We start from the raw sequence: 20,933 nt of genomic DNA, 5'->3' as shown, positions 1-20,933 counted from the left end.
CGCCGCCGGGACGGCATGCCTCCACCGCAAGGCCACGGACGAGTCCGCATGCCCAATGCCGTTCCCGCGTTGCGCGAGGCCGAGCCGCTGCCGCAACCGTACCTGCTGTTCCTCGGCGACGTCACCGAACCGGGCTACGCCAAGACCGCGTTCGGGCTGCGCGACTGGGCCGGCGAGCGCTGCGTCGGCGAGTACGCCTGCAAGGGGGCGACGGTCACCACCGGCCTGCCGTTCCTGTCGCCGCCGCAGGCGCGCATGCTCGGGGCGCGGTCGATGGTGATCGGCGTCGCCAATCCCGGCGGGCGGATCCCCGCGAACTGGATCCCGCTGCTGCTGGATGCGCTGCACGCCGGCCTGGACCTGATCGGCGGCATGCATGCGCGGCTGGCCGAGATCGAGCCGCTGCGCAATGCCGCGGTGGTGCATGGCAGGCGGCTGATCGACGTGCGCGAACCGCCTGTGGGCCTGCCGGTCGCGAGCGGTCGCAAGCGCTCGGGCCGGCGCCTGCTCACGGTCGGCACCGACTGCGCGCTGGGCAAGAAGTACACCGCGCTGTCGCTGTCGCGTGCCTTCGCATCGCGCGGTATCGATGCGGATTTCCGCGCCAGCGGGCAGACCGGGATCCTGATCGCGGGCGGCGGTGTGCCGATGGACGCAGTGGTGGCGGATTTCGCCGCGGGCGCGGCGGAGACGCTGTCGCCCGACGCCGATGCCGGGCACTGGGACGTGATCGAGGGCCAGGGCTCGCTGTCGCATCCGGCCTACGCCGGGGTCTCGCTGGCGCTGCTGCACGGCAGCCAGCCCGACGTCATCGTCGTTTGCCACGAGCACGGCCGCGAGCGCATGCTCGGCCATCCGCACTTCGCGTTGCCGTCGGTGGAAGACACGATCGATCTCGCGCTGCGGCTCGGCGCGCGCACCAATCCCGCGATCCGTTGCGCCGGCGTGAGCCTCAACACCGGCGCGCTGGACGCCGCGACCGCCCAGCGGGCGATCGAGGCCACCGCTGCGCGCCTGGGCCTGCCGGTCGCCGATCCGATGCGCGGTGGGCCCGCGTTCGACCGGCTGGTCGATGCCTGCCTGGCATGAGCTGACGGGCACGCGGCGATGAACCCCGTGCCGACGCGGTTCCAGCGCTTCATCCTGCCCGGCCTCGCGTTCAAGGGCTTCGTGATCGGCGGCGGCTACGCCACGGGCCGTGAACTGGCCGAATACTTCCTGCCCGGCGGCGCGCAGGGCGGCCTGCTGGGTCTGACGCTGGCGATGATGGTGTGGAGCGTGGTCTGCGCGCTGACCTTCTTGTTCGCCTTCGCCACCGGCAGCTACGACTACCGCAGTTTCTTCGGCCGTCTCGTCGGGCCGGGCTGGGTGGTATTCGAACTGGCCTACATCGTGTTCATGGTGCTGATCCTGGCGGTGTTCGGCGCGGCCGCGGGCGCGGTGGTCGCCGCGCTGACCGGCTGGCCGCCGCTGGCGGGCACGCTGGTGTTGATGGCGGCCATCGGCGCGGTCGTGGCCTTCGGCAATCGCGCGGTCGAGCGCCTGTTCGGCTGGGCGTCGGTGTTCCTGTACGCGATGTACGTGCTGTTCGTCGCGTTCGCGTTCACCAGCTTCGGCGACCGCATCCTGCAGGGCCTGTCCACGCCGCAGCCCCTCGACGGCTGGGCGCAGGGCGGTCTGACCTACGCCTGCTACAACATCGTCGGCGCGGTCGCGATCCTGCCGATGCTGCGGCATTTCACCCGGCGCCGCGATGCGGTGGCCGCCGGGTTGCTGGCCGGCCCGCTGGCGATCGCGCCGGCGATCGCGTTCTTCGCCTGCATGCTGGCGTGGATGCCGCAGATCGCCGGCGAAGCGCTGCCGTCCGACTACATGCTGCGGCGCATGCAGCAGCCACTGCTGCACATCGGCTTCCAGGCGATGATCTTCCTGGCCCTGCTCGAAAGCGGCGTCGGCGCCGTGCATGCGGTCAACGAGCGCATCGCGGGGGCGTGGCGGAAGCGGGCGCGCGGCGACTTCCCGCGTGGCGCGCGTCTCGGCATCGCGGCGGTGCTGCTGGTCGGCTCGATCTTCATCGCCGAGCGCTACGGCCTGGTCGCGCTGATCGCGCACGGCTACCGCGCGCTGGCCTGGCTGTTCCTGTTCGTGTACGTACTGCCGCTGCTGACGCTCGGCAGCTGGCACCTGTGGCGGATGCGCGCGCAACCGGGCGCGCGGGCATGAACCACTTCCGAGGAGACGCAAGCATGCGCGTGACCCTGTTCCACACTCTCCTGCTGGTGCTGGCGTGCATCGTCGCTCCCGCGGTCGCCGCGCCGCCCGCCGGCTTCGATGCGCGGGTCGAGGCGGCCATGCGCGCGCGCGACGTGCCCGGGATGGCGATCGCGATCGTCGAGGATGGGCAGATCGTGCACGCGAAGGGCTACGGCGTGCGCCAGCTCGGCGCGTCCGAGCCGGTGGACGCCGACACCCTCTTTCCCACCGGCTCCACCGGCAAGGCGGTGACCGCGGCGGCACTGGCGATCCTGGCCGACGAGGGCAGGCTGGGCTGGGACGACAGGGTCATCGACCACCTGCCGGAGTTCCGCATGCACGATCCGTGGGTGACGCGCGAAATGACGGTGCGCGACCTGCTGGTGCATCGCAGCGGCCTGGGCCTGGGCGCGGGCGACCTGCTGTTCATCCCGCGCAGTTCGCGCAGCCGCGCCGACATCGTCCGCGCGCTGCGCCACATCGAACCGGCGACGAGTTTCCGCAGCGGCTACGCCTACGACAACATCCTCTACATCGTCGCCGGCGAGGTGGTGGCCGCGGTGAGCGGGCAGAGCTGGGAGAGTTTCGTACGCGACCGCATCTTCCGGCCGCTGGGCATGGCCACCGCCGTCAGCGACGAGGCCGACCGCTTCGCGACGCGCAACCGCGCGCAGCCGCATGCACGCCTCGACCCGCGCCTGCGTGGCCTGGGCGAACAGCAGCTGTTGCCGGAACGCGAAGGGCTGGGGCAGGTGGGCGCGCCGGCCGGCGGGCTGTCGTGGAGCGCGAACGATTTCGCGCGCTGGCTGCAGGTGCAGCTCGCGCTCGGCGCGCGCCCGGACGGCGACGGACGCCTGTGGAGCGAAGCCGCCGCGCGCGAGATGTGGACGCCGCAGGTGCACGTGCCGATCCGTCCTTATCCAGAGCCGATCGCCGCCATCACGCCGCAGTTCTCCGGCTACGCGCTGGGCTGGAACGTACAGGACTATCGCGGCGTGAAGGTGCTGCAGCACGGCGGTGCCGTGTTCGGCGTGCTCGCCTTCGTGGTGCTGGTGCCCGAGCGCAACCTCGGCATCGCCCTGCAGATCAATGCCGAGGACGTGGACGTGCTGCGCGGCCTGGGGCAGGAACTGCTCGACCATTACCTGGGCTTCGAGCCGCGCGACTGGGTGGCGGCGTTCGGGCAGTGGAACCAGGCGCGCCTTGAAGGCGGGCTTGCCGCGCTGGCGTCCACCGGCGCGCAGGCGCGCAAGGCCTCGAGGCCCTCGTTGCCCCTGGCCGGATATGCCGGCCGCTACGTCGATGCCTGGTACGGCCCGATCGCGATCACCGGGGACGCCCGCAGGTTGCGCATCGACTTCCTGCAGACGCCGGGCATGGCCGGCACCCTGGAGCACTGGCAGTACGACACCTTCCGCACCCGCTGGGACGACAGCTCCATCGAACCGGCCTACGTCAGCTTCGCGCTGGATGCGGAAGGCGGGGTGTCGCGGATCACGATGAAGGCGGTCTCGCCGCTGGCCGACTTCAGCTACGACTACCACGATCTGCTGTTCGTACCGCAGGCGGAGGAATAGTGCCGCCCGTGGCGCTCCCGGCGGCTCAACCGCGCGGGATCACGCTTCGACGAGGTGGCGCCGGAACCAGTCGAGCGTCCGTTCCCAGGCCAGCGCCGCCGCCGCTTCGTCGTAGCGCGGCGTCGAATCGTTGTGGAAGCCGTGATAGGTGCCGGGATAGAAGTGGGCCTCGTAACGCGTACCCGCGGCCTCGAGCGCCGCCTGGTACGCGGGCCAGGTGGCGTTGACGTTGTCGTCGGTCTCGGCGAAGTGGATCAGCAAGGGCGCCTTGATCTTCGGTACGTCCTCGGGCTTCGCCTGGCGACCGTAGAACGGCACCGCCGCCGCCAGCTCGGGATAGGCGACCGCCGCCGCATGCGAGACGCCGCCGCCATAGCAGAAGCCGGTGATGCCGACCTTGCCGGTGCCGCGTTCGTCCTGCATCAGGAACTCGATCGCGGCGAAGAAATCGTTCATCAGCTTTTCCGGATCGACCTGCTGCTGCAGCTCGCGCCCCCGAACGTCGTTGCCCGGGTAACCGCCGACCGAACTGAGCCCGTCCGGCGCCAGCGCCAGGAACCCGGCCTTGGCCACCCGCCGCGCCACGTCCTCGATGTAGGGGTTGAGGCCGCGGTTCTCGTGCACCACCACCACGCCCGGCAGCTTGCCTTCGGCCTTGGCCGGGCGCACCAGGTAGCCGCGTACCTCGCCGTGGCCGTTGGGCGAGGGATAGCGGATGTATTCGGCCAGGATGTCCGGATCCGTGAACTGCACCTGCTGCGCCAGCGCGTAGTCGGGGCTGAGCGAGGCCAGGATCGTGGCCGCGGTCAGGCCGCCCACGGCGAACTTCGTCGCGCGGTCGAGGAAATCCCGGCGCGAGATACGGCCGTGCACGTAGAAGTCGTACAGCTCCAGCAGCTCGGGATGGAAATCCTTCGCGGTGAGTCGGGCCATGCCTGTGCTCCGGTGCGGGCGGTGGCGCTACGGTACCGCAGCGCACCCGCGCGGACGCACCCGCGGGGGCGCAGACGCGGGAAGACGACCGGCGGTCGATGCGCGTCCCGGCCGCGGTGGCATGCGCGGCCCGCGACGCGGCGCGGCTGCAACGCATGGCATGCTTGATCCGAACCGCGCGGGCACCCACTTCCCTTCCACCCCTGCCGAACCCGGACCCCATTCCATGTCGCCGAACCCGCTGCTCGACTTCTCCGGCCCGCCGCGCTTCGACGCGATCCGTCCCGAACACGTCGCGCCCGCGATCGCGGAGCTGCTGTCCCGTGCGGAGACTGCCGTGCGCGAGGCCGAGACTGTCTCGCCGGTCACCTGGGACAGCTTCGTGGTGCCGCTGGACGACGCCACCGAGCGCTTGGCCCGGGCCTGGGGCCAGGTGGGACACCTCGAGGCGGTGGTCAACACGCCGGAACTGCGCGCGGTCTACAACGAGACACTGCCGGCGGTCACGCGCTTCTGGAGCTCGCTGGGCCAGAACCTCGCGTTGTTCGCGCAGTACCGCAGGCTGGCCGACGCGCCTGGATTCGCAGGCTGCGACGAGGCGCGGCGCAAGGTGGTGGAGAACGCGCTGCGCGACTTCCGCCTCGGCGGCGCGGAGCTGCCCGATGCGCAGAAGGCGCGCTACGGCGAGATCCGCGAAGCGCTGTCGGCGGCATCGGCGAAGTTCTCGCAGAACGTGCTCGATGCCACCGACGCCTGGGCGCTGTACATCGAGGACGCATCGCGCCTGTCCGGCCTCCCGGCCGACGTGGTCGCCACCTGCCGCGCGGCGGCGGAGAAGGACGGCAAGCCGGGCTGGAAGCTGGGGCTGCAGATGCCGGTCTACCTGCCGGTGCTGGCCTACGCCGACGATCGCGAGCTGCGCGCCACCCTGTACCGCGCCAATGCGGTGCGCGCCTCGGAGCTCGGCGACGATCCCGCGCTCGACAACAGCGCCCTGATCGACCAGATCCTAGCGCTGCGCGCCGAACTTGCCGCACTGCTGGGCTTCGGCAGCTATGCCGGGTACTCGCTCGCCACCAAGATGGCCGACACGCCGGGCGAGGTGCTGGGCTTCCTGCGCGATCTCGCCGCGCGCGCCAGGCCCCATGCGCAGCGCGACCGCGCCGAACTGGAAGCGTTCGCGAAGGCGGAGCTGGATCTCGGCTCGCTCGAGGCCTGGGACCTCGCGTACGCCAGCGAGAAGCTCAAGCAGTCGCGCTACAGCTTCTCCGCGCAGGAGGTGAAGCAGTACTTCACCGAGCCGAAGGTGCTGGACGGCCTGTTCGGTCTGGTCCACGACCTCTACGGCTTGCGCGTGGAGCCGGACAGCGCGCCGGTCTGGCACGAGGACGTGCGCTTCTACCGGCTGGTCGATGCCGACGGCGCGCTCGTCGGCCAGTTCTACCTCGACCTGTACGCGCGCGAGGGCAAGCGCGGTGGCGCCTGGATGGACGACTGCCGCAACCGGCGCGACCGCGGCACGCAGGCGCAGGCAGTTGCCGTGCAGACGCCGATCGTGCACCTGGTCTGCAACTTCGGCCGCGGCGCCGACGGCAGGCCCGCGACCTTCAGTCATGCCGACGTGACCACGCTGTTCCACGAGATGGGCCATGGCATGCACCAGCTGCTCACCCGCGTGGGCGAGCTGGGCGTGGCCGGCATCAACGGCGTGGAATGGGACGCGGTGGAGCTGCCCAGCCAGTTCATGGAGAACTTCTGCTGGGAGTGGGAGCGCGTCGAGGCGATGACCGCGCACGTCGAGACCGGCGAGCCGCTGCCACGCGCGCTGTTCGACCGCATGGTGGCGGCGAAGAACTTCCAGAGCGGCATGGCCACCGTGCGCCAGCTGGAATTCGCGCTGTTCGACATGGCGCTGCACGAAGGCTTCGATCCGGCGCGCGATTCGGTGCAGCAACTGGTCGACGCGGTGCGCCGCGAGGTGGCGGTCAACGTGCCGCCGGCGTGGAACCGGTTCCAGCACCAGTTCGGTCATGTCTTCTCCGGCGGCTACGCCGCCGGCTACTACAGCTACAAGTGGGCCGAGGTGCTGAGTGCGGACGCCTACGCCGCGTTCGAGGAAGCGCCCGACAGGATCGCCGAAACCGGCGCGCGCTTCCGCCACGAAGTGCTCGCGCGCGGCGGCGTGCGCAGCGCCGCCGAGAACTTCCATGCGTTCCGCGGACGCGCGCCGCGGATCGATGCCCTGCTGCGGCATTCCGGAATGGCCGGCTGAGGGTATGCTGACGTCGCCTTGACGTTCCGTTAAGCGTCGGCCCGTCTAATGATGGCGGGTTATCGCCCCCCAAGAGGTTGCCTTGCGACGCCGACAACTGATCGCGGCCGGTGCATCGATGCCGCTGCTGCTGGCCCTGCCTGGCCTGTCCGCCGCCGCGCGCGGCGCCGCGGGCGGCGGCCTTTTCGACGACGACACCGTGCCCTCGCTGGCACGCGCATCGGCCGCGCGGGCCTACGCGCCGCCCGTGCGCACGCTGCCGCCGCCGCTGGACACGATCGACTACGACCAGTTCCGCGACTACCGCTTCCGGCCCGAACGCGCGCTGTGGCGCGACACCGGCGCGCCGTTCCAGGCGCAGCTGTTCCATCGCGGGTTCCTGTTCAAGGACCGGGTCGACCTGCATCTGGTCGGGGATGGCCGCGCGACCCCGCTTCCGTATCGCCGCGACCGCTTCGACTTCGGGCCGCAGGTGCAGCCGCCCGACGATCCCGCGCTCGGCCATGCCGGCTTCCGCCTGCATGCGCCCGTCAACAGCGACGAGTACTTCGACGAGCTGTGCGTGTTCCTCGGCGCCAGCTATTTCCGCGCGGTGGCGCGCGGCCTGGTGTATGGCCTGTCCGCGCGCGGGCTGGCGCTGGGCAGCGGCGACCCGGGACCGGAGGAGTTCCCGCTGTTCCGCGCGTTCTGGCTGGAAGTGCCTGCGGTGGGCGCCGACAGCATGGTCGTGCACGCGCTGCTCGACAGCCCGAGCGTGGCCGGTGCCTACCGCTTCGCGATCCGCCCAGCGGGCGAGGAAACCCTGATCGACGTGGACGCGCGGCTCTATCCGCGGGTGGAACTGCGCAATGCCGGGATCGCGCCGCTGACGAGCATGTTCGAGTTCGACCCCGGCGACCGGGTCGGGGTCGACGACTTCCGCCCCGCGGTGCACGACTCCGATGGCCTGGCGCTGTTCAACGGCGCCGGTGAACAGGCCTGGCGGCCACTGCGCAATCCGCCGGGGGTTTCGCACAGCGGTTTCCAGGACGAGCATCCGCGCGGCTTCGGCCTGATGCAGCGCAAGCGCGATTTCGAGCAGTTCCAGGACGCGGAAGGCTCGTACGAGCGCCGGCCGGACGCCTGGGTCGAACCACTGGGCGACTGGGGTGCGGGCGAGGTGCACCTGGTCGAACTGCCGACCGGCAACGAATTCGCCGACAACATCGTCGCCTTCTGGCGGCCGCGGGCGCCGCTCGCGGCAGGGCGCGAGCACCGCTTCCGCTACCGCCTGCACTGGGGCCGCGACCACGCCTGGCTGCCGCAACTGGCGCGGGTGGTGGCCACCCGCACCGGCGAAGGCGATGGCGAGGGCGCGCGGCCGAGGCTGTTCGTTGTCGATTTCGACGGCGGACGCCTGGCCACGCTGGCCGCGGACGCGGCGCCGCGGGTCGAGGCGTCCGCTTCGGCCGGCGAGTTGCGCAATCCGGTGGCCTACCGCGTCGCGGCCACCGGTCGCTGGCGCATGAGCTTCGAACTGATGCCGGCGGGGACGGCCGAGGTGGAACTGCGCGCGCGCCTGCTCGATGCGTCCGGTGAGCCACTCTCGGAAACCTGGCTGTCGCGGTGGCCGGCGTGACCATGGACGCCGCGACCGTTGCGCCTGCCGATCTTGCCGACGCCCCCTGGGTTCCGCCCGAGGCACCGCTGGCGATGCCGGTACAGGATCTGCATGCCGGCCGGCTGGCCAACGCGCGCCTGCCGAGCACGCCGGCGTCGATCGGGTTGCGACGCGCCTTCGTGTTCGGCGGCACCGCGGCGTTGACCGCGCTCGCCGCGTACCAGATGTGGTGGCTGATGCGCGGCGACGGCATCGAGATCCTCGAGGGCGTGCTGCTGGTGCTGTTCGTGCTGTTGTTCGCGTGGATCGCGTTCTCGTTCATGGGCGCGCTGCCGGGATTCGCGCGCGTCGTCGCGCGTCGGCCGCTGCGACTGGGCCTGGCGAACGAGGGGCCATTGCCGGAACTGGCCACCCGCACCGCGCTGCTGGTGCCGGTCTACAACGAGGACCCGCGGCGCACCCTGGCCGGCGTACAGGCGATCCTGGAATCTGTGGCGGCCACCGGCCGGGCCGCGCACTTCGACTGCTTCATCCTCAGCGACACGCGCCGGCCGGAGATCGCCGCGGAAGAGGAACGCGCATTCCTCGACCTCCGCCGGCGGCTGGGCGCGGGCATCGGCCTGTACTACCGGCGCCGCGAGGACAACAGCGAGCGCAAGGCCGGCAACATCGCCGGCTGGGTGCGCCGCTTCGGCGGCGGGTTCGCGCACATGCTGATCCTGGACGCCGACAGCCTGATGAGCGGCGCCACCATCGTGCGCCTGGCGGCCGCGATGGAGCGCCATGCCGACGTCGCGCTGATCCAGACCCTGCCGCTGGTGGTCAACGGCGCCACCGTGTTCGCGCGCATGCAGCAGTTCTCCGGTCGCGTCTATGGACCGGTGGTCGCGCACGGGGTGGCATGGTGGCACGGCGCGGAAAGCAACTACTGGGGACACAACGCGATGATCCGCACCCGGGCGTTCGCCGGGTTCGCGGGCTTGCCGGAACTGCGCGGACGCGAACCGTTCGGCGGCACCGTGCTCAGCCACGATTTCGTCGAGGCGGCGCTGATGCGCCGCGGCGGCTGGGCGCTGCACATGGAGCCGGGTCTGGGCGGAAGCTACGAGGAAGGACCGCCGTCGCTGACCGACATGCTGGTGCGCGACCGTCGCTGGTGCCAGGGCAACCTGCAGCACTCGGTGGTGCTGCCGGCGCGCGGCCTGCACTGGGTCAGCCGCGTGCACCTGCTGATCGGCATCGGCCACTACTTCACCGCGCCGATGTGGGCGATGCTGATGCTGGTGGGCCTGTCGATCCCGCTCGAGGCCGCCGGAATCGGCGGCGGCGACGGCGGTTATTCGCCGCTGGCGTACTGGCGCGACGCCGATCCGGAACGCTTCCTGTGGGTGTTCGCACTGACCATGGCGCTGCTGTTCGCGCCCAAGCTGCTCGGTTTCGTGGCGACGCTGCGCGACCGCGCCACGCGCCGCGCCTGCGGCGGGACGGCGCGGCTGGCCGCCGGACTGCTGCTCGAGACGGTGCTGGCCGCGCTGATGGCGCCGGTCACGATGTACCTGCAGTCGCGCGGGGTGGCCGAGGTGCTGTCGGGCAAGGATTCGGGCTGGGACGCGCAGCGCCGCGACGACGGCACGCTGCCGCTGTCGGCGCTGGTGGCGCGCTATGGCGGGCTGACGCTGTTCGGCGTGGGCGCGGGCGTGGCGGCCTACCTGGTCTCGCCGGGACTGGCGGCCTGGATGTCGCCGGTGATCGCGGGGCTGGTGCTGTCGATCCCCGTGGTCGCCCTGACGTCGGCGAAGGCGCCCGGCGACTGGCTGCGGCGGGCCGGCATCTTCGCCACGCCGGAGGAAACCGGCCCGCCGGAGATCCTGCTGCGGGCGCACGAGATCCGGGTGCAGGCGGAGTCGCCGTGATCGGGCGGCGGAGTGTTCCCGGCGAGGGCGCGGCAAGGACCTGACGTCGCGTGGCGCAAGGTGTTTCGCTGCGCGAGATCCCTCGCTGCGCCCGGGATGACTGGCGATGATGGAATCTGTCATCCCGAGCGCAGCGAGGGATCCTGGGCAGCAGCTCGCATTGCGCAGGCGGCGCGGCGACCGTCCGCGCTAGCCGCCGAACGTCCTGCGCAACATTTCCACCAGCCCCTGGCTGTCGCCGAGCCGGCGCACCAGTACTTCGACGTACACGCCCAGCAGCAGCAGGATGATGCCGGTCGCCGCCCAGGCCTTGAGCGGCAGCGTCAGCGCGAACACGTTGAGCTGCGGCGCGTAGCGGTTCACCAGGCCGAAGGCCAGGTCGATGATCAGCAGGATCACCATCACCGGCGCGGCCAGCACCAGCATCGTGGTCATGAAGTAGCTGAAATGGCCGACGAACAGGTTCATGCCGGCCGCGGGCAGGTTCGGGAAGAACGAGGTCGGCGGCCAGATCGCGTAGCTCGACATCAGCAGGTCGAGGAAGATCAGGAACGCGCCGCTGGCCATGAACACCCACGCGGCGAAATGCGACAGGAACTCGCTGTGCAGCGAGGTCTGGTGGCCCTGGATCGGGTCGAACACGGTGGCCATCGACATGCCGATCTGGGTGTCGATGACGTTGCCCGCCGCGGCGATCGCCCAGAACACGATGCCGAAGCAGAAGCCGATGGCGATGCCGATGAACAGCTCCTTGACCACCAGCGCCGGCCACGACAGCGTGCTCATCGTCCCCGGCGGCGCGGTGGTGACCACGATCGGCAGCGCCACGATCGCCAGGCTGACCAGGAAGCTGTTGCGCACCATCGCCGGCATGTTCTGCGGGCTGATCAGCGGCAGCATGATGAACGCGCCGACGATGCGAGGAAGCGTCAGGCCCAGCGCCAGCAGCGCGGTCTCGGCCGAGGAGAAGATTTCCATCAGCGCCGGATCAGGCCAGGGAACTCGATGAAGATCCGATTGGAGTAGGTGTACAGCGTGCCGCCGATCATCGCCCCGGTGACGAACAGCGCCAGCACGATCGCGACGAACTTCAGCGCGTAGGCGAAGGTCTGGTCCTGGATCTGCGTCGCGGCCTGCAGGAACGCCACCACCAGGCCGACGATCGCCGCCGCCGCGATCGGCGGTCCCGACAGCAGCAGCACCAGCCACAGCGCCTGCCGGGTGAGTTCGAGGGTTTCGCCCATCGTCGTCCTCCTAGGGCGTGTAGGTCAGGACCAGGCCATGCACCAGCTTGGCCCAGCCGTCGATCAGTACGAACAGCAGCAGCTTGAACGGCAGCGATACCGTGGTCGGCGACATCATCATCATGCCCAGCGCGAGCAGGATATTGGCCACCACCAGGTCGATGATCAGGAACGGCAGGAAGATCAGGAAGCCGATCTGGAACGCGGCGGTGAGCTCGCTCACGGTGAATGCCGGGATGACCACGATGAAATCGTCCACACCGAGGTCGTTGCGGCGCTCCTCGGGGAGCAGGCTGCGCGCACTGCGCAGGAAGAAGCCGCGCTCGGCGGGATTGGAATGCTCGATGAGGAAGGTCCGCAACGGTTCCTTGCCCGCTTCGAACATGGCCAGCAGCCGCGCGCCGTCGGTGCCCCCGGCCTCCGGCGTGGACTGCGCAGGCGCCGGAACCACGATCTCCGCCTGCGCCCCGTCGCCGGGGTCCGCCACCGGGTCGCCGGTGGTGACGTTGCGGAACAGCGGCCCCGGCTCGGCCCCGCTGCCGGAGGCGCGCGCGGCGTCCGCCTCGGACTCGGCCTGCAGCGCGTCTGCCGCCGCGGGGCTGGTGGGTGCCGGCTCGTCCGCGGCGAGCTGCGCATCGGTCGCGCCGGCCGCGGCCTGCTCCTGCGTCGACTGCGCGCGCTGCGCGGCGCGTTCGGCCTGCGCCCTGGCGCGCGCCGCCTGTTCGCGTTCGCGCCGGTCGACCTGCGCCTGGACGTCCGCCGGTACGGGGAGGCCCTGTTGGTGGGCGGTGACCGCCTCGTACGTCTGCAGGATCACCGGATACATCACGTAGATCGACAGCACGATCGCCAGGCCGTTGATCACCACGTTCGGGGGCACCTGCTGCAGGCCGAGCGCGTTGCGCAGCAGGCTGAGCACGACCACGATCTTGGTGAACGAGGTCACCATGACCGCGACGAACGGCGCCAGCGCGAGGGCGACGATGACGACGAGAACGAGGGCGGGGGAGTAGCTGCTCAGGTCCATGGGGCTTCCCGGTCGGCGCCGACGAGGCGAGGTGCGCGGCAGGCGCCGCTCAGTTCCACCACAGCAGGCGCACGCCGAGGGTGTCGCCGACGGCGACCACCTCGCCCTGGCCCACCGCTTGGCCGTTGGCGCGGATGGTCACGTTCGCGCCTTCGACCGGCACGGCCAACGGAAATACGTAGCCCGGCTGCAGCGAAGACAGTTCGCCGACCCGCAGTTCGCTGCGGCCCAGTTCGAAGCTGACATCGACCGGAAGCCGGCGCGCCAGTGCTTCGCCGTCGGCGGGAAGATCGCCCGCGGCGTCGCCGCCGGCATCGGGGAGGGTATCGGTCATCGGGGAAGTCTCCTGCGCTACGGTCGGAAGATGCCTGGGAGGGCCGTCGATCCGCCAGCCATCCGGGGTCGGGGCCAGCGGCCATGCCAGATCACCGGCGCACGCCAGCGCCTGCGGCGGCCGGCTGCGGCGGCCGGCGACGAGCACGTCGCCGGGCTGCAGCGACGACCATTCCGCGAACGGCAGCGGCGGCAGCCGCCATTGCAACGACACCGGCACGCCGAGTTCGCGCCAACGGCCCAGCGCCGTCGGCGCATCCTCGTACGGCGGGTCGGCGCGTTCCAGCAGACGCTCGCTCCAGCGCGCCGGCATGCGCAGCGCGCCCTGCAGCGCCGGCATGCGCGAGGCGCTGTCGTCGGCCGGCTCCTCGTCGACGATGAAATCCAGCCACAACGCGTCGGTCCCGTCGGTGCCGGCATCGTCGTCGGCGACGGGCGTCAGCACCACGCCGAAGGCTTCGCTCAGCCGCATCAGCTGGGCCTCGTGCGCAAGGCTCCAGGCGAGCACGCGCGAGCGCCCCTGGTAATCGCTCCAGTGCAGGCCACCGCCGTCGTCGGGGGCCTGCAGTGCTAGCCCGATGCGGGTGCCTTCGGCATCGAGTGCGAAGGTCTGCGCGGCGGGGGCCGGTTTGCCGGGCATGAACTGCAGCACGCCGTTGTCGCGCAGGGTCCAGCCCTGCGGCGTGGCGAACAGGCCGCGCAGCGCCGCAGCCTCCGCGGCCGACAGCGACGGCACCAGGCCGCGCAGCGTGCGCGTCGCGGGCGCCGGGCCCGCCGCGGGGCCGCTGCGTGCGGCGCGGCCGGTGGACTTGCGGGACTTCTTCGCGGTTTCAGCCATGTCCGAGCGCCACCTTCATCAGTTCCGGCAGCGAACGCACGCCGAGTTTGGACATCATGTTGGCGCGGTGCAGTTCCACGGTCTTGATGCTGATCCCGAGGATGTCCGCGATGATCTTGTTGGGCTTGCTCGCCACCACCAGGTCGAGCACCTGGCGCTCGCGCGGGCTCAGCTTCTCCAGCGCCTCGTTGCGCATCCGCGCATGCTGGCTGCGGCTGGCGAACGCGGCGTGGAGGGCATGGGTCAGGGCTTCGTCGGTGAACGGCTTCTCGAGGAAATTGGTGGCGCCCTTGCGCATCGCCTCGACCGCCAGCGGCACGTCGCCGTGTGCGGTCACGAACACCAGCGGCAGGCGGATGCCGCGCCGGATCAGCTCGTCCTGCAACTGCAGGCCGCTCATCTGCGGCATGCGGATGTCGGAAACCAGGCACTCGTCGCGCGCGCCGTGGCGTTCGGCTTCGTAGGCGGCGAGGAAGGCGGCGCCTGAGGCGAAGGGGCGCGGTTCGAAGCCCGCGGTTTCCAGCAGCCACGCGGTCGATTCGCGGAACGCGTCGTTGTCGTCGACCAGGTAGATCCGCGCCGGTGCCATGCCCTAGAGCCTCCCTTCGGCCCGCGGCAGCGTGAATGCGAACACACTGCCACCGTCCGGCCTGGGTTCGAAGAACAATCGTCCTTCATGGTATTCGATGATCGAGCGGCAGATCGCCAGGCCGATGCCGAGGCCGTCGGTCTTGGTGGTGAAGAACGGCGAGAACAGCTGCTCGCTCTCCGCGGCATCGAGGCCGCCGCCGCGGTCCAGCACCCGCACCTCGATCTCGTCGTCGAGGTTCACGCGGCCTTCGATGCGCAGCTCGCGCTGCGCGGCCGGGATCTCGCGCATGGCTTCGATCGCGTTCTTCACCAGGTTGAGCAGCACCTGCTCGACCATCACCCGGTCGGCGTAGACCATGGGCAGGGCCGCGGACAGCGCCAGGTCGATGCGCAGCTGCTGGCGCTCGGCCTCCAGGCGGAGCAGTTCGAGGACCGTATTTGCGATCACCGTCACATCTTGCGCATCGCGCTTCGGCTCGCGGGCGCGCACGAACTCGCGCACCCGGGAGATCACCGCGCTCGCGTGTTCGGCCTGGGTGCGTGCCGCGACCAGGGCGCGTTCGACCTGCGCCGGGCCGCCGGCCTGGCCCACCAGACGCAGGCTGCCGTTGAGGTAGTTGACGATCGCGGCCAGCGGCTGGTTGAGTTCGTGCGCCAGCGTGGCCGCCATCTCGCCGACCGACATCAGGCGCGAGGTGAACAGCAGCTTCTCCTGCTGGTGCTTGTGGGTGTCCAGAGCTTCGAGCCGGGCACTGATGTCGACTGCGGTGAGCAGTTCGAGGTCGTGGCCTTCGAGCGAAAGTGGGCGCCAGTGCAGGGCGTACCAGTGGCCGCTGTGCGGCGCGCGCGCCTCCGCGCCGTCGGCGTCGGCAGGCACGCCCAGTGCGGCCGCCAGTTGCGCGCGGTCGCGATGGCCGGGCAGCGCCGAAAACGCGTCGGTGAAGCCGCGGTTGCCTGCCACCAGGGCGCCGTCGGCGCGCGCATACGCGGCGCAGGCGAAGGGGATCGCGCCGAGGATCGCGCCAAGCCCCGGCGCCGCGTCGGCGGCGGGGCGTCGGCGCGCCGCCGGCGGCGTCATGCAGCCGCGCCCCGACCGCTGGCGCGAGGTGCGCAGGCGCTCGCGCGCCCGCGCCACGCCGGCCTGCTACGGTATGCGGCCGGATCGCCCGCCGCGTCCGGACTCCCTGCCGTGCGATGCCCAACGATGATCTCCAGCCCACCGCGCCACGCCCTGATCCTGCTCCTGTCGACCGCGCCGACGTTCCTGGCGGCGCAGGCCACTGCCGCGGTCCCGCCGGCGACCGCATCCACCGCGGAGGGAGGTTCGTACCTGTGGGAGCTCATGGCGATCCTGTTGCCTCTGGCATTCATCATCGTCTTCCTGCTGGTGCTGCTCCACATGCTGCGGCGGCGCTTCGGCCTGGCGGGTCCGGACGCGCCGCTGTCCGTGGTGCAGGTGCTCCCGGTCGGGCCGCGCGAGCGCATCGTGGTGGTGCGTTCGCGCGCCGGGCGCGCATTCGCCATCGGAGTGAGCGCGCACGCGGTAACGCTGGTTTCCACGCTCGACGACGACGACCTGGGTCCCCTCGCCGCCAGGGAGACACCTGACGGCGGCGGGGGTCCGTTGAGCTTATTACAGCGGCTCAAGGTTAAACGACCGTGATGCGAATCCACCTGCGCGGGACGGGGCGCGCCGTGATGGATGAGACATCCGGATGCAACATCCTGTTGACGTACGCATAACATCGCGGCGATATATGGTCGCGTTGCAGCGGCGCGATGCGTCGCGGAAGGTGGGGCCGGCGCAGGGCGCGGGCGACCGCTTTCCGCACGCGGCGTCGTGCGGGTGGGGCAGGGGCCGCCGTCGACATGCTGGCGCAGGCTCGATGCACCATTCCGCAGGATCCCACGGCTCCCTGCGCAGGCTGCAGACCATGCCCCCCTTCCCCCAGGGCCACGGATGACGACGAACGTACGCAGTTGGCTGACATCGCTGTTCGCGGCCCCGGAAGGCTCCGCGCCTCGACGTCGCCCGGGCTACAGCGACGTGGTGCTGGCCTTCGGCGCGGTGCTGATCATCAGCGTGATGATCCTGCCCTTGCCGCTGGTGGCGCTCGATGCGCTGGTCGCGGTCAACATCTCGATCGGCTTCGGCCTGCTGCTGCTGGGCATCTACATCCCCAACCCGGTCGCGTTCTCCAGCTTCCCGAGCGTGCTGCTGCTGACCACGCTGTTCCGGCTCGCGATCTCGATAGCGATCACCAAGTCGATCCTGCTGCACGCCGAGGGCGGCCACATCGTCGAGACCTTCGGCACCCTGGTCGCCGGCAACAACCTGGTGGTCGGCCTGGTGGTGTTCCTGATCATCACCGTGGTCCAGTTCATCGTGATCGCCAAGGGCGCCGAGCGCGTGGCCGAGGTCGCCGCGCGCTTCACCCTCGATGCGATGCCGGGCAAGCAGCTGTCGATCGACTCGGACCTGCGCGCCGGCCTGATCGACAAGGACGAGGCGCGCCGCAAGCGCCGCCTGCTCGAGACCGAGAGCCAGTTGCACGGCTCGCTCGACGGCGCGATGAAGTTCGTCAAGGGCGACGCGATCTGCGGCATCGTCATCATCCTGGTCAACCTGCTCGGCGGCCTGGCGATCGGCGTGCTGCAGAAGGACATGTCGCTGGCGCAGGCCACGCACACCTACAGCATCCTGACCATCGGCGACGGCCTGGTGTCGCAGATCCCCGCGATCCTCGCCACGATGGCCGCCGGACTGGTGGTGACCCGCACGGCCGGCGAAGTCGAGGATCGCCACCTCGGCGACGCGATCTCGCGCCAGGTCGGCGCGCAGCCGCGGGTCGCGTTGATCACCGGCCTGCTGGCGATGCTGATGACGCTGGTGCCGGGCTTCCCGTGGCCGGTGTTCCTGGTGCTGGGCCTGGGCCTGCTCGGTTTCAGCGCCTGGCGCTACCGGCTGCAGTTCGAGACCCTGCGCAAGCTGTTCAAGGTCAGCGACGAGGAGATGGCCGCCTCGCAGGTGCCGGTCGAGACCGACGATTTCGCGCCGCCGCCCCCGCTGCTGCTGGAACTGTCGCCTTCGCTGGCCACCGCGATCGGGCAGGAACCCGCGCGTGCGCGCATGGGCGCGGTGACCAGGCAGGTGCGCGACGAGTTCGGCGTGCCGCTGCCGACCCCGGTGGTGCGCATCTCCCCCGCGTTGCCGGAGGGCGAGTACCGGCTCAGTGCGCACGGCGCGCGGGTCGCGTCGGGCCGGCTGCCGCGCGAGGGCGTGTTCGAACCGCAGATCGCCGGCACGGCGGCGCAGCCGGGGTTCTTCCCGCCCGTCCACGGGCATTGGCGCGAGGGCGTGGCCGAGGCGGGCGCGCTGGCGCCGCTCGACCTGCTGGCCTGGCATGTCGACGCAGCGCTGCGGCGCCGGCTCGGCAGCTTCCTCGGCATCCAGGAGACCTCGAACCTGTTCGGCAAGATGCAGCGCGACTATCCCGACCTGGTGAAGGAGATGCTGCGCGTGGTCGCGCCGCAGCGCGTGGCCGACGTGCTGCGGCGGCTGGCCGAGGAAGGCGTGCCGGTACGCAACCTGCGCGACGCCTTCGAGGCGATCACCGATGTCGGCAGCCGCGAGAAGGACGTGGTGCTGCTCACCGAGTACGTGCGCGTGGCGCTCAAGCGCGAGATCGCCGAGCGCTGGTCGGACCGCGACCGCAACCTGCACGTGCTGCTGATCCACCCCGAGCTCGAGGACAAGCTGCGCCAGTCCGTGCGCGTCGCCGGCGGCGCGAGCCAGCTGGCGATCTCGCCGGAACTGGCTGCGCGGCTGGGCGGCGAGGTGCGCGCCCAGCTCGGTCGCCAGGCGCCGGGCGTGCGACCGGCGCTGCTGTGCTCGCTCGACGTCCGCCGCCACCTGCGCAAGCTGCTGGAGGTGGACTTCTTCGAACTGCCGGTGCTCTCCTACCAGGAGCTTGCGCCTGACCTGCGCATCGTCCAGGCCGGACAGATCAATGCCTGACCGGTCCGTGCCGCCGTCGTCCAAACCCGTCCCGTGGGGTCCCCCGCCCGCAGGAGTCCGTCCCGATGTCGTCTTCCCCCGATACCTCCACCCATCCTGTTGACCACGACGCGGTGCTGCGCATCGTCGCCGGACTGCACGCGGGCGCCACCCGGGCGCTGTCGCGACGCGAGATGGTGCTCGTCGGTAGCGGCGACGATTGCGACGTGGTGCTCGCCGATACGGGCGTGGCCGCGCACCACGCGCTGCTGAACATCGTCGACGGGCGCTTCCACCTTCGCGCGCTGGATGCGCCGGTGGAGCTGCCCGAACGCACCCTGCATCCCGGCGATCCGGTGGAGATCGCCAAGGTCCAGCGCATCGGCCTGGGCCAGGCGGCGATCGCCTTCGGCCGCGCCGATGCCCCGGAATGGCTCGCGCTCGCCCCCGAGTTCGGCCACGAGCCGCCTCCGCGCCCACGGGCCGCGTTCACCAGCCGCCTGCCGATGATCGCCGGCATCGCGGTCCTGGCACTGTCCGGGCTCGCCATCTTCGCCGCGTGGATGCCGGCCAGCCCGCCGCCGGTCGATGTGGAGCAGCGGCTGCGCGAACTGGCGCGCGAACACAGGGTCAGCGAAGTCCGGATCACCCGGGATGTCGAGGGCAACGCGGTGCTGGCGGGAACGGTCGACGACAGCGCCGCACGCGAGCGGCTCGCCGCGCAGGTGGAGAGCGAGGCGCTGCCGGCCAGCGTGTCGCTGCGCAGCGGCGAGGACCTCGCGGTCGACGTCGCCGAGGTCATGCGCAGCGGCGGCTATCCGGCGCAGGCCGAGTACCTGGGCGACAACAACGTGCGCGTCACCGGCCACTTCGGCGGCGACGAGCAGCCGGTGCGCGAATTCATCCGCTCGCGGGCGATGGCCGAGACCGGCGTCAACATGGTCGAACCGGTGAACCTCGACGCGGCGATCGCCGACGCGGGCGAAGAGGCCGCGGACGCCGCGCAATACCAGGCCCATGTCGTCTCGATCGTGCGTGGCGACGCGCCGTACGTGGAAACCGCCGACGGTGAGCGTTACAGCGTCGGCGACGCCATCCCGGGCTGGGGCGAGCTGATCTCGATCGGCGCGCATGCGCACGTGTTGCGGCCCGACGGCGCGCTCGCCAAGCTCCGGCCCTCGCCGGCGCCTTCCATCGAGGCCGAGCCCCCGCCCGCGGACGCCTCGGCCGACGCGGCAGTGCCCGAAGCCCCCGCCGCGGCGCGCCGTGGAGACCTTGTTCAGCAACCTGAAATCCGTTCCGGGCTGCGCGCCAACGTGCTCGACGCCGACACGCTTTGAACATCTCCTGCGGTAAACCCTAGGTGACGGTTTACGGCAACATTTATCCGCTAAAGTCACATTCGAGACGGTCCGGACCCGTCGAGTCCGTCTCGATTCCCCCGCAGGTCAGGTCCACCTCCGACGCACAAGGAGCATTGCGATGACGATTTCAACCGACGGCAACCTCATCAACCAGTACATCGGCGCTGCCACGATCGCCAACGGCCCCGGCGCCAGCGGCACGCGTTCGAGCGGCGGCGCAGGCAGCGGCACCAGCTGGTACGAAGCGATGTCCCGCGCATGGGGGCAGACGCTCGATGCGCAGGCGTCCGAGATCACCCAGCTTTCCGACCAGATCGGGACGGGTTCCGACGAGCCCTCGCAGATGGTCGCGCTGACCGCGGCCAGCCTCAAGATGCAGTTCATGTCCAACAATGCGGCCACCTCGCAGAACAGCGTGGCCGAATCGTTGAGTGCGGTCGCGCGGAAGCAGTAACCGGCCGCGGTCGATGGGTCGCGGTGCGTGCATGGCGCGCTGCCGTGCGCGCCCGGATCCGGTGGCGCCTGCATGGCGCATGCAGCAAGGAGCCAGAACATGATCGATGCAATCCAGGTGGCGGCCATGGACGCGGCGGCGAATCCCGCCGCGGCCCGGGCCGTGCAGCCGCAGGCAGCGGCGGTGGACGTGCGCGAGTTCGCGCAGGCGCTCGAGCGCAACGGTGGCGTGGACGCGGCGAAGCCGGGCGCTTCGGCCGAAGCGGTTTCCACTGCGGCACCCGCGGGTGAGTCCGCTTCCGCCAAGATGATGGTGAACGCGTTCGACAGCCTCAACGGCGCCGCGAAGGACATCGAGTCGCTGTCGCGCGCGATGTCCGCCAGCGCCACCGAGATGTCGCCCGGGCAGATGCTGGAGATGACGATGCAGTGTCATCAGTTCCTGTTCCAGTCGCAGCTCACCTCCAATGTCGCCAACCGCACCTCCGATGGCGTGCAACAGCTGTTCCGGCAGCAGTCCTGATCCTTCCGGAGCCCT

General features: G+C 70.8%; 18 protein-coding genes. 11 read left to right on the top strand and 7 right to left on the bottom strand.

Annotated elements, in window-relative coordinates; genetic code table 11:
* The first annotated feature begins 48 nt into the window (after nucleotides 1–48).
* The 3 genes from FZO89_RS06490 to FZO89_RS06480 are packed head-to-tail and all read left to right on the top strand — an operon-like array spanning nucleotide 49 to nucleotide 3,830.
* A complete protein-coding gene (locus FZO89_RS06490) occupies nucleotides 49–1,089 on the top strand; it encodes an N-acetyltransferase DgcN family protein (protein ID WP_149102477.1) in 1,041 nt (346 codons plus the stop codon).
* Nucleotides 1,090–1,107: 18 nt separating this feature from the next.
* Nucleotides 1,108–2,223 (top strand): YkvI family membrane protein, encoded by a 1,116-nt coding sequence (locus tag FZO89_RS06485; RefSeq protein WP_149102476.1) that lies wholly within the window; start codon nucleotides 1,108–1,110, stop codon nucleotides 2,221–2,223.
* 23 nt (nucleotides 2,224–2,246) lie between these two features.
* Entirely contained in the window at nucleotides 2,247–3,830 is a 1,584-nt protein-coding gene (locus FZO89_RS06480; protein ID WP_149102475.1) for a serine hydrolase, read from the top strand.
* A gap of 39 nt (nucleotides 3,831–3,869) precedes the next feature.
* On the opposite strand, the gene yghX is transcribed toward FZO89_RS06480, so the two are convergent.
* A complete protein-coding gene (gene yghX / locus FZO89_RS06475; RefSeq protein ID WP_149102474.1) occupies nucleotides 3,870–4,763 on the bottom strand; it encodes a YghX family hydrolase in 894 nt (297 codons plus the stop codon).
* 226 nt (nucleotides 4,764–4,989) lie between these two features.
* On the opposite strand from yghX, the gene FZO89_RS06470 reads away from it, so the two are divergent.
* The 3 genes from FZO89_RS06470 to mdoH all read left to right on the top strand — a co-directional run bounded on the left by FZO89_RS06470 (nucleotide 4,990) and on the right by mdoH (nucleotide 10,548).
* Nucleotides 4,990–7,035 carry a M3 family metallopeptidase gene (locus FZO89_RS06470; RefSeq protein ID WP_149102473.1) on the top strand — a complete coding sequence of 682 codons (2,046 nt, stop codon included), beginning with the start codon at nucleotides 4,990–4,992 and terminating at the stop codon, nucleotides 7,033–7,035.
* A gap of 82 nt (nucleotides 7,036–7,117) precedes the next feature.
* A complete protein-coding gene (locus tag FZO89_RS06465) occupies nucleotides 7,118–8,653 on the top strand; it encodes an OpgD/OpgG family glucan biosynthesis protein (protein WP_149102472.1) in 1,536 nt (511 codons plus the stop codon).
* Between the two features lie 2 nt (nucleotides 8,654–8,655).
* A complete protein-coding gene (gene mdoH / locus FZO89_RS06460) occupies nucleotides 8,656–10,548 on the top strand; it encodes a glucans biosynthesis glucosyltransferase MdoH (RefSeq protein ID WP_149104071.1) in 1,893 nt (630 codons plus the stop codon).
* A 189-nt stretch (nucleotides 10,549–10,737) separates the two neighbouring features.
* Here mdoH and sctT read toward each other — a convergent pair whose 3' ends face one another.
* The 6 genes from sctT to FZO89_RS06425 are packed head-to-tail and all read right to left on the bottom strand — an operon-like array spanning nucleotide 10,738 to nucleotide 15,716.
* Nucleotides 10,738–11,526 (bottom strand): type III secretion system export apparatus subunit SctT, encoded by a 789-nt coding sequence (sctT, locus tag FZO89_RS06455; RefSeq protein ID WP_149102471.1) that lies wholly within the window; start codon nucleotides 11,524–11,526, stop codon nucleotides 10,738–10,740.
* The gene (sctS, locus tag FZO89_RS06450; RefSeq protein WP_149102470.1) at nucleotides 11,526–11,792 is read right to left on the bottom strand and encodes a type III secretion system export apparatus subunit SctS; all 267 of its coding nucleotides are present in this window, start codon (nucleotides 11,790–11,792) and stop codon (nucleotides 11,526–11,528) included. The genes sctT and sctS overlap by 1 nt, the downstream gene beginning before the upstream one ends.
* Nucleotides 11,793–11,802: 10 nt before the next feature.
* Nucleotides 11,803–12,819 (bottom strand): hypothetical protein, encoded by a 1,017-nt coding sequence (locus FZO89_RS18980; protein ID WP_316247533.1) that lies wholly within the window; start codon nucleotides 12,817–12,819, stop codon nucleotides 11,803–11,805.
* Between the two features lie 49 nt (nucleotides 12,820–12,868).
* Complete coding sequence (gene sctQ / locus FZO89_RS06435; protein WP_149102469.1) at nucleotides 12,869–13,990, bottom strand: type III secretion system cytoplasmic ring protein SctQ; 1,122 nt, start codon at nucleotides 13,988–13,990, stop codon at nucleotides 12,869–12,871.
* Nucleotides 13,983–14,579, bottom strand: coding sequence for a response regulator transcription factor (locus FZO89_RS06430; protein ID WP_149102468.1), 597 nt, complete (start codon nucleotides 14,577–14,579; stop codon nucleotides 13,983–13,985). The genes sctQ and FZO89_RS06430 overlap by 8 nt, the downstream gene beginning before the upstream one ends.
* A 3-nt stretch (nucleotides 14,580–14,582) precedes the next feature.
* Nucleotides 14,583–15,716 (bottom strand): sensor histidine kinase, encoded by a 1,134-nt coding sequence (locus FZO89_RS06425; protein ID WP_187471059.1) that lies wholly within the window; start codon nucleotides 15,714–15,716, stop codon nucleotides 14,583–14,585.
* 69 nt (nucleotides 15,717–15,785) lie between these two features.
* Between FZO89_RS06425 and FZO89_RS18470 the strand changes: the two genes are divergently transcribed.
* The 5 genes from FZO89_RS18470 (at nucleotide 15,786) to FZO89_RS06400 (ending at nucleotide 20,918) form a co-directional block, all read left to right on the top strand.
* Nucleotides 15,786–16,244 carry a FliO/MopB family protein gene (locus FZO89_RS18470; RefSeq protein WP_187471058.1) on the top strand — a complete coding sequence of 153 codons (459 nt, stop codon included), beginning with the start codon at nucleotides 15,786–15,788 and terminating at the stop codon, nucleotides 16,242–16,244.
* Nucleotides 16,245–16,541: 297 nt separating this feature from the next.
* The gene (gene sctV / locus FZO89_RS06415) at nucleotides 16,542–18,599 is read left to right on the top strand and encodes a type III secretion system export apparatus subunit SctV (RefSeq protein ID WP_149102465.1); all 2,058 of its coding nucleotides are present in this window, start codon (nucleotides 16,542–16,544) and stop codon (nucleotides 18,597–18,599) included.
* Between the two features lie 65 nt (nucleotides 18,600–18,664).
* Nucleotides 18,665–19,918, top strand: a complete 1,254-nt coding sequence (locus FZO89_RS06410) for an FHA domain-containing protein (protein WP_149102464.1) — start codon at nucleotides 18,665–18,667, stop codon at nucleotides 19,916–19,918.
* A 142-nt stretch (nucleotides 19,919–20,060) separates the two neighbouring features.
* Nucleotides 20,061–20,396, top strand: a complete 336-nt coding sequence (locus FZO89_RS06405) for a hypothetical protein (protein ID WP_222928096.1) — start codon at nucleotides 20,061–20,063, stop codon at nucleotides 20,394–20,396.
* A 99-nt stretch (nucleotides 20,397–20,495) separates the two neighbouring features.
* Nucleotides 20,496–20,918 carry a hypothetical protein gene (locus FZO89_RS06400; protein ID WP_149102463.1) on the top strand — a complete coding sequence of 141 codons (423 nt, stop codon included), beginning with the start codon at nucleotides 20,496–20,498 and terminating at the stop codon, nucleotides 20,916–20,918.
* The last annotated feature ends 15 nt before the right edge of the window (nucleotides 20,919–20,933 follow it).

It is taken from the genome of Luteimonas viscosa, assembly GCF_008244685.1.
GTDB lineage: Bacteria > Pseudomonadota > Gammaproteobacteria > Xanthomonadales > Xanthomonadaceae > Luteimonas > Luteimonas viscosa.
This window is presented reverse-complemented; position numbering and strand designations above follow the sequence as displayed.

Excerpts from the sequence above, each read along its gene's own strand:
- FZO89_RS06490 (WP_149102477.1), top strand. The coding sequence starts at position 49 with ATGCCCAATGCCGTTCCCGCGTTGCGCGAGGCCGAGCCGCTGCCGCAA.
- FZO89_RS06485 (WP_149102476.1), top strand. The coding sequence starts at position 1,108 with ATGAACCCCGTGCCGACGCGGTTCCAGCGCTTCATCCTGCCCGGCCTC.
- FZO89_RS06480 (WP_149102475.1), top strand. The coding sequence starts at position 2,247 with ATGCGCGTGACCCTGTTCCACACTCTCCTGCTGGTGCTGGCGTGCATC.
- yghX (WP_149102474.1), bottom strand. The coding sequence starts at position 4,763 with ATGGCCCGACTCACCGCGAAGGATTTCCATCCCGAGCTGCTGGAGCTG.
- FZO89_RS06470 (WP_149102473.1), top strand. The coding sequence starts at position 4,990 with ATGTCGCCGAACCCGCTGCTCGACTTCTCCGGCCCGCCGCGCTTCGAC.
- mdoH (WP_149104071.1), top strand. The coding sequence starts at position 8,656 with ATGGACGCCGCGACCGTTGCGCCTGCCGATCTTGCCGACGCCCCCTGG.
- sctT (WP_149102471.1), bottom strand. The coding sequence starts at position 11,526 with ATGGAAATCTTCTCCTCGGCCGAGACCGCGCTGCTGGCGCTGGGCCTG.
- sctS (WP_149102470.1), bottom strand. The coding sequence starts at position 11,792 with ATGGGCGAAACCCTCGAACTCACCCGGCAGGCGCTGTGGCTGGTGCTG.
- FZO89_RS18980 (WP_316247533.1), bottom strand. The coding sequence starts at position 12,819 with ATGGACCTGAGCAGCTACTCCCCCGCCCTCGTTCTCGTCGTCATCGTC.
- sctQ (WP_149102469.1), bottom strand. The coding sequence starts at position 13,990 with ATGGCTGAAACCGCGAAGAAGTCCCGCAAGTCCACCGGCCGCGCCGCA.
- FZO89_RS06430 (WP_149102468.1), bottom strand. The coding sequence starts at position 14,579 with ATGGCACCGGCGCGGATCTACCTGGTCGACGACAACGACGCGTTCCGC.
- FZO89_RS18470 (WP_187471058.1), top strand. The coding sequence starts at position 15,786 with ATGATCTCCAGCCCACCGCGCCACGCCCTGATCCTGCTCCTGTCGACC.
- sctV (WP_149102465.1), top strand. The coding sequence starts at position 16,542 with ATGACGACGAACGTACGCAGTTGGCTGACATCGCTGTTCGCGGCCCCG.
- FZO89_RS06410 (WP_149102464.1), top strand. The coding sequence starts at position 18,665 with ATGTCGTCTTCCCCCGATACCTCCACCCATCCTGTTGACCACGACGCG.
- FZO89_RS06405 (WP_222928096.1), top strand. The coding sequence starts at position 20,061 with ATGACGATTTCAACCGACGGCAACCTCATCAACCAGTACATCGGCGCT.
- FZO89_RS06400 (WP_149102463.1), top strand. The coding sequence starts at position 20,496 with ATGATCGATGCAATCCAGGTGGCGGCCATGGACGCGGCGGCGAATCCC.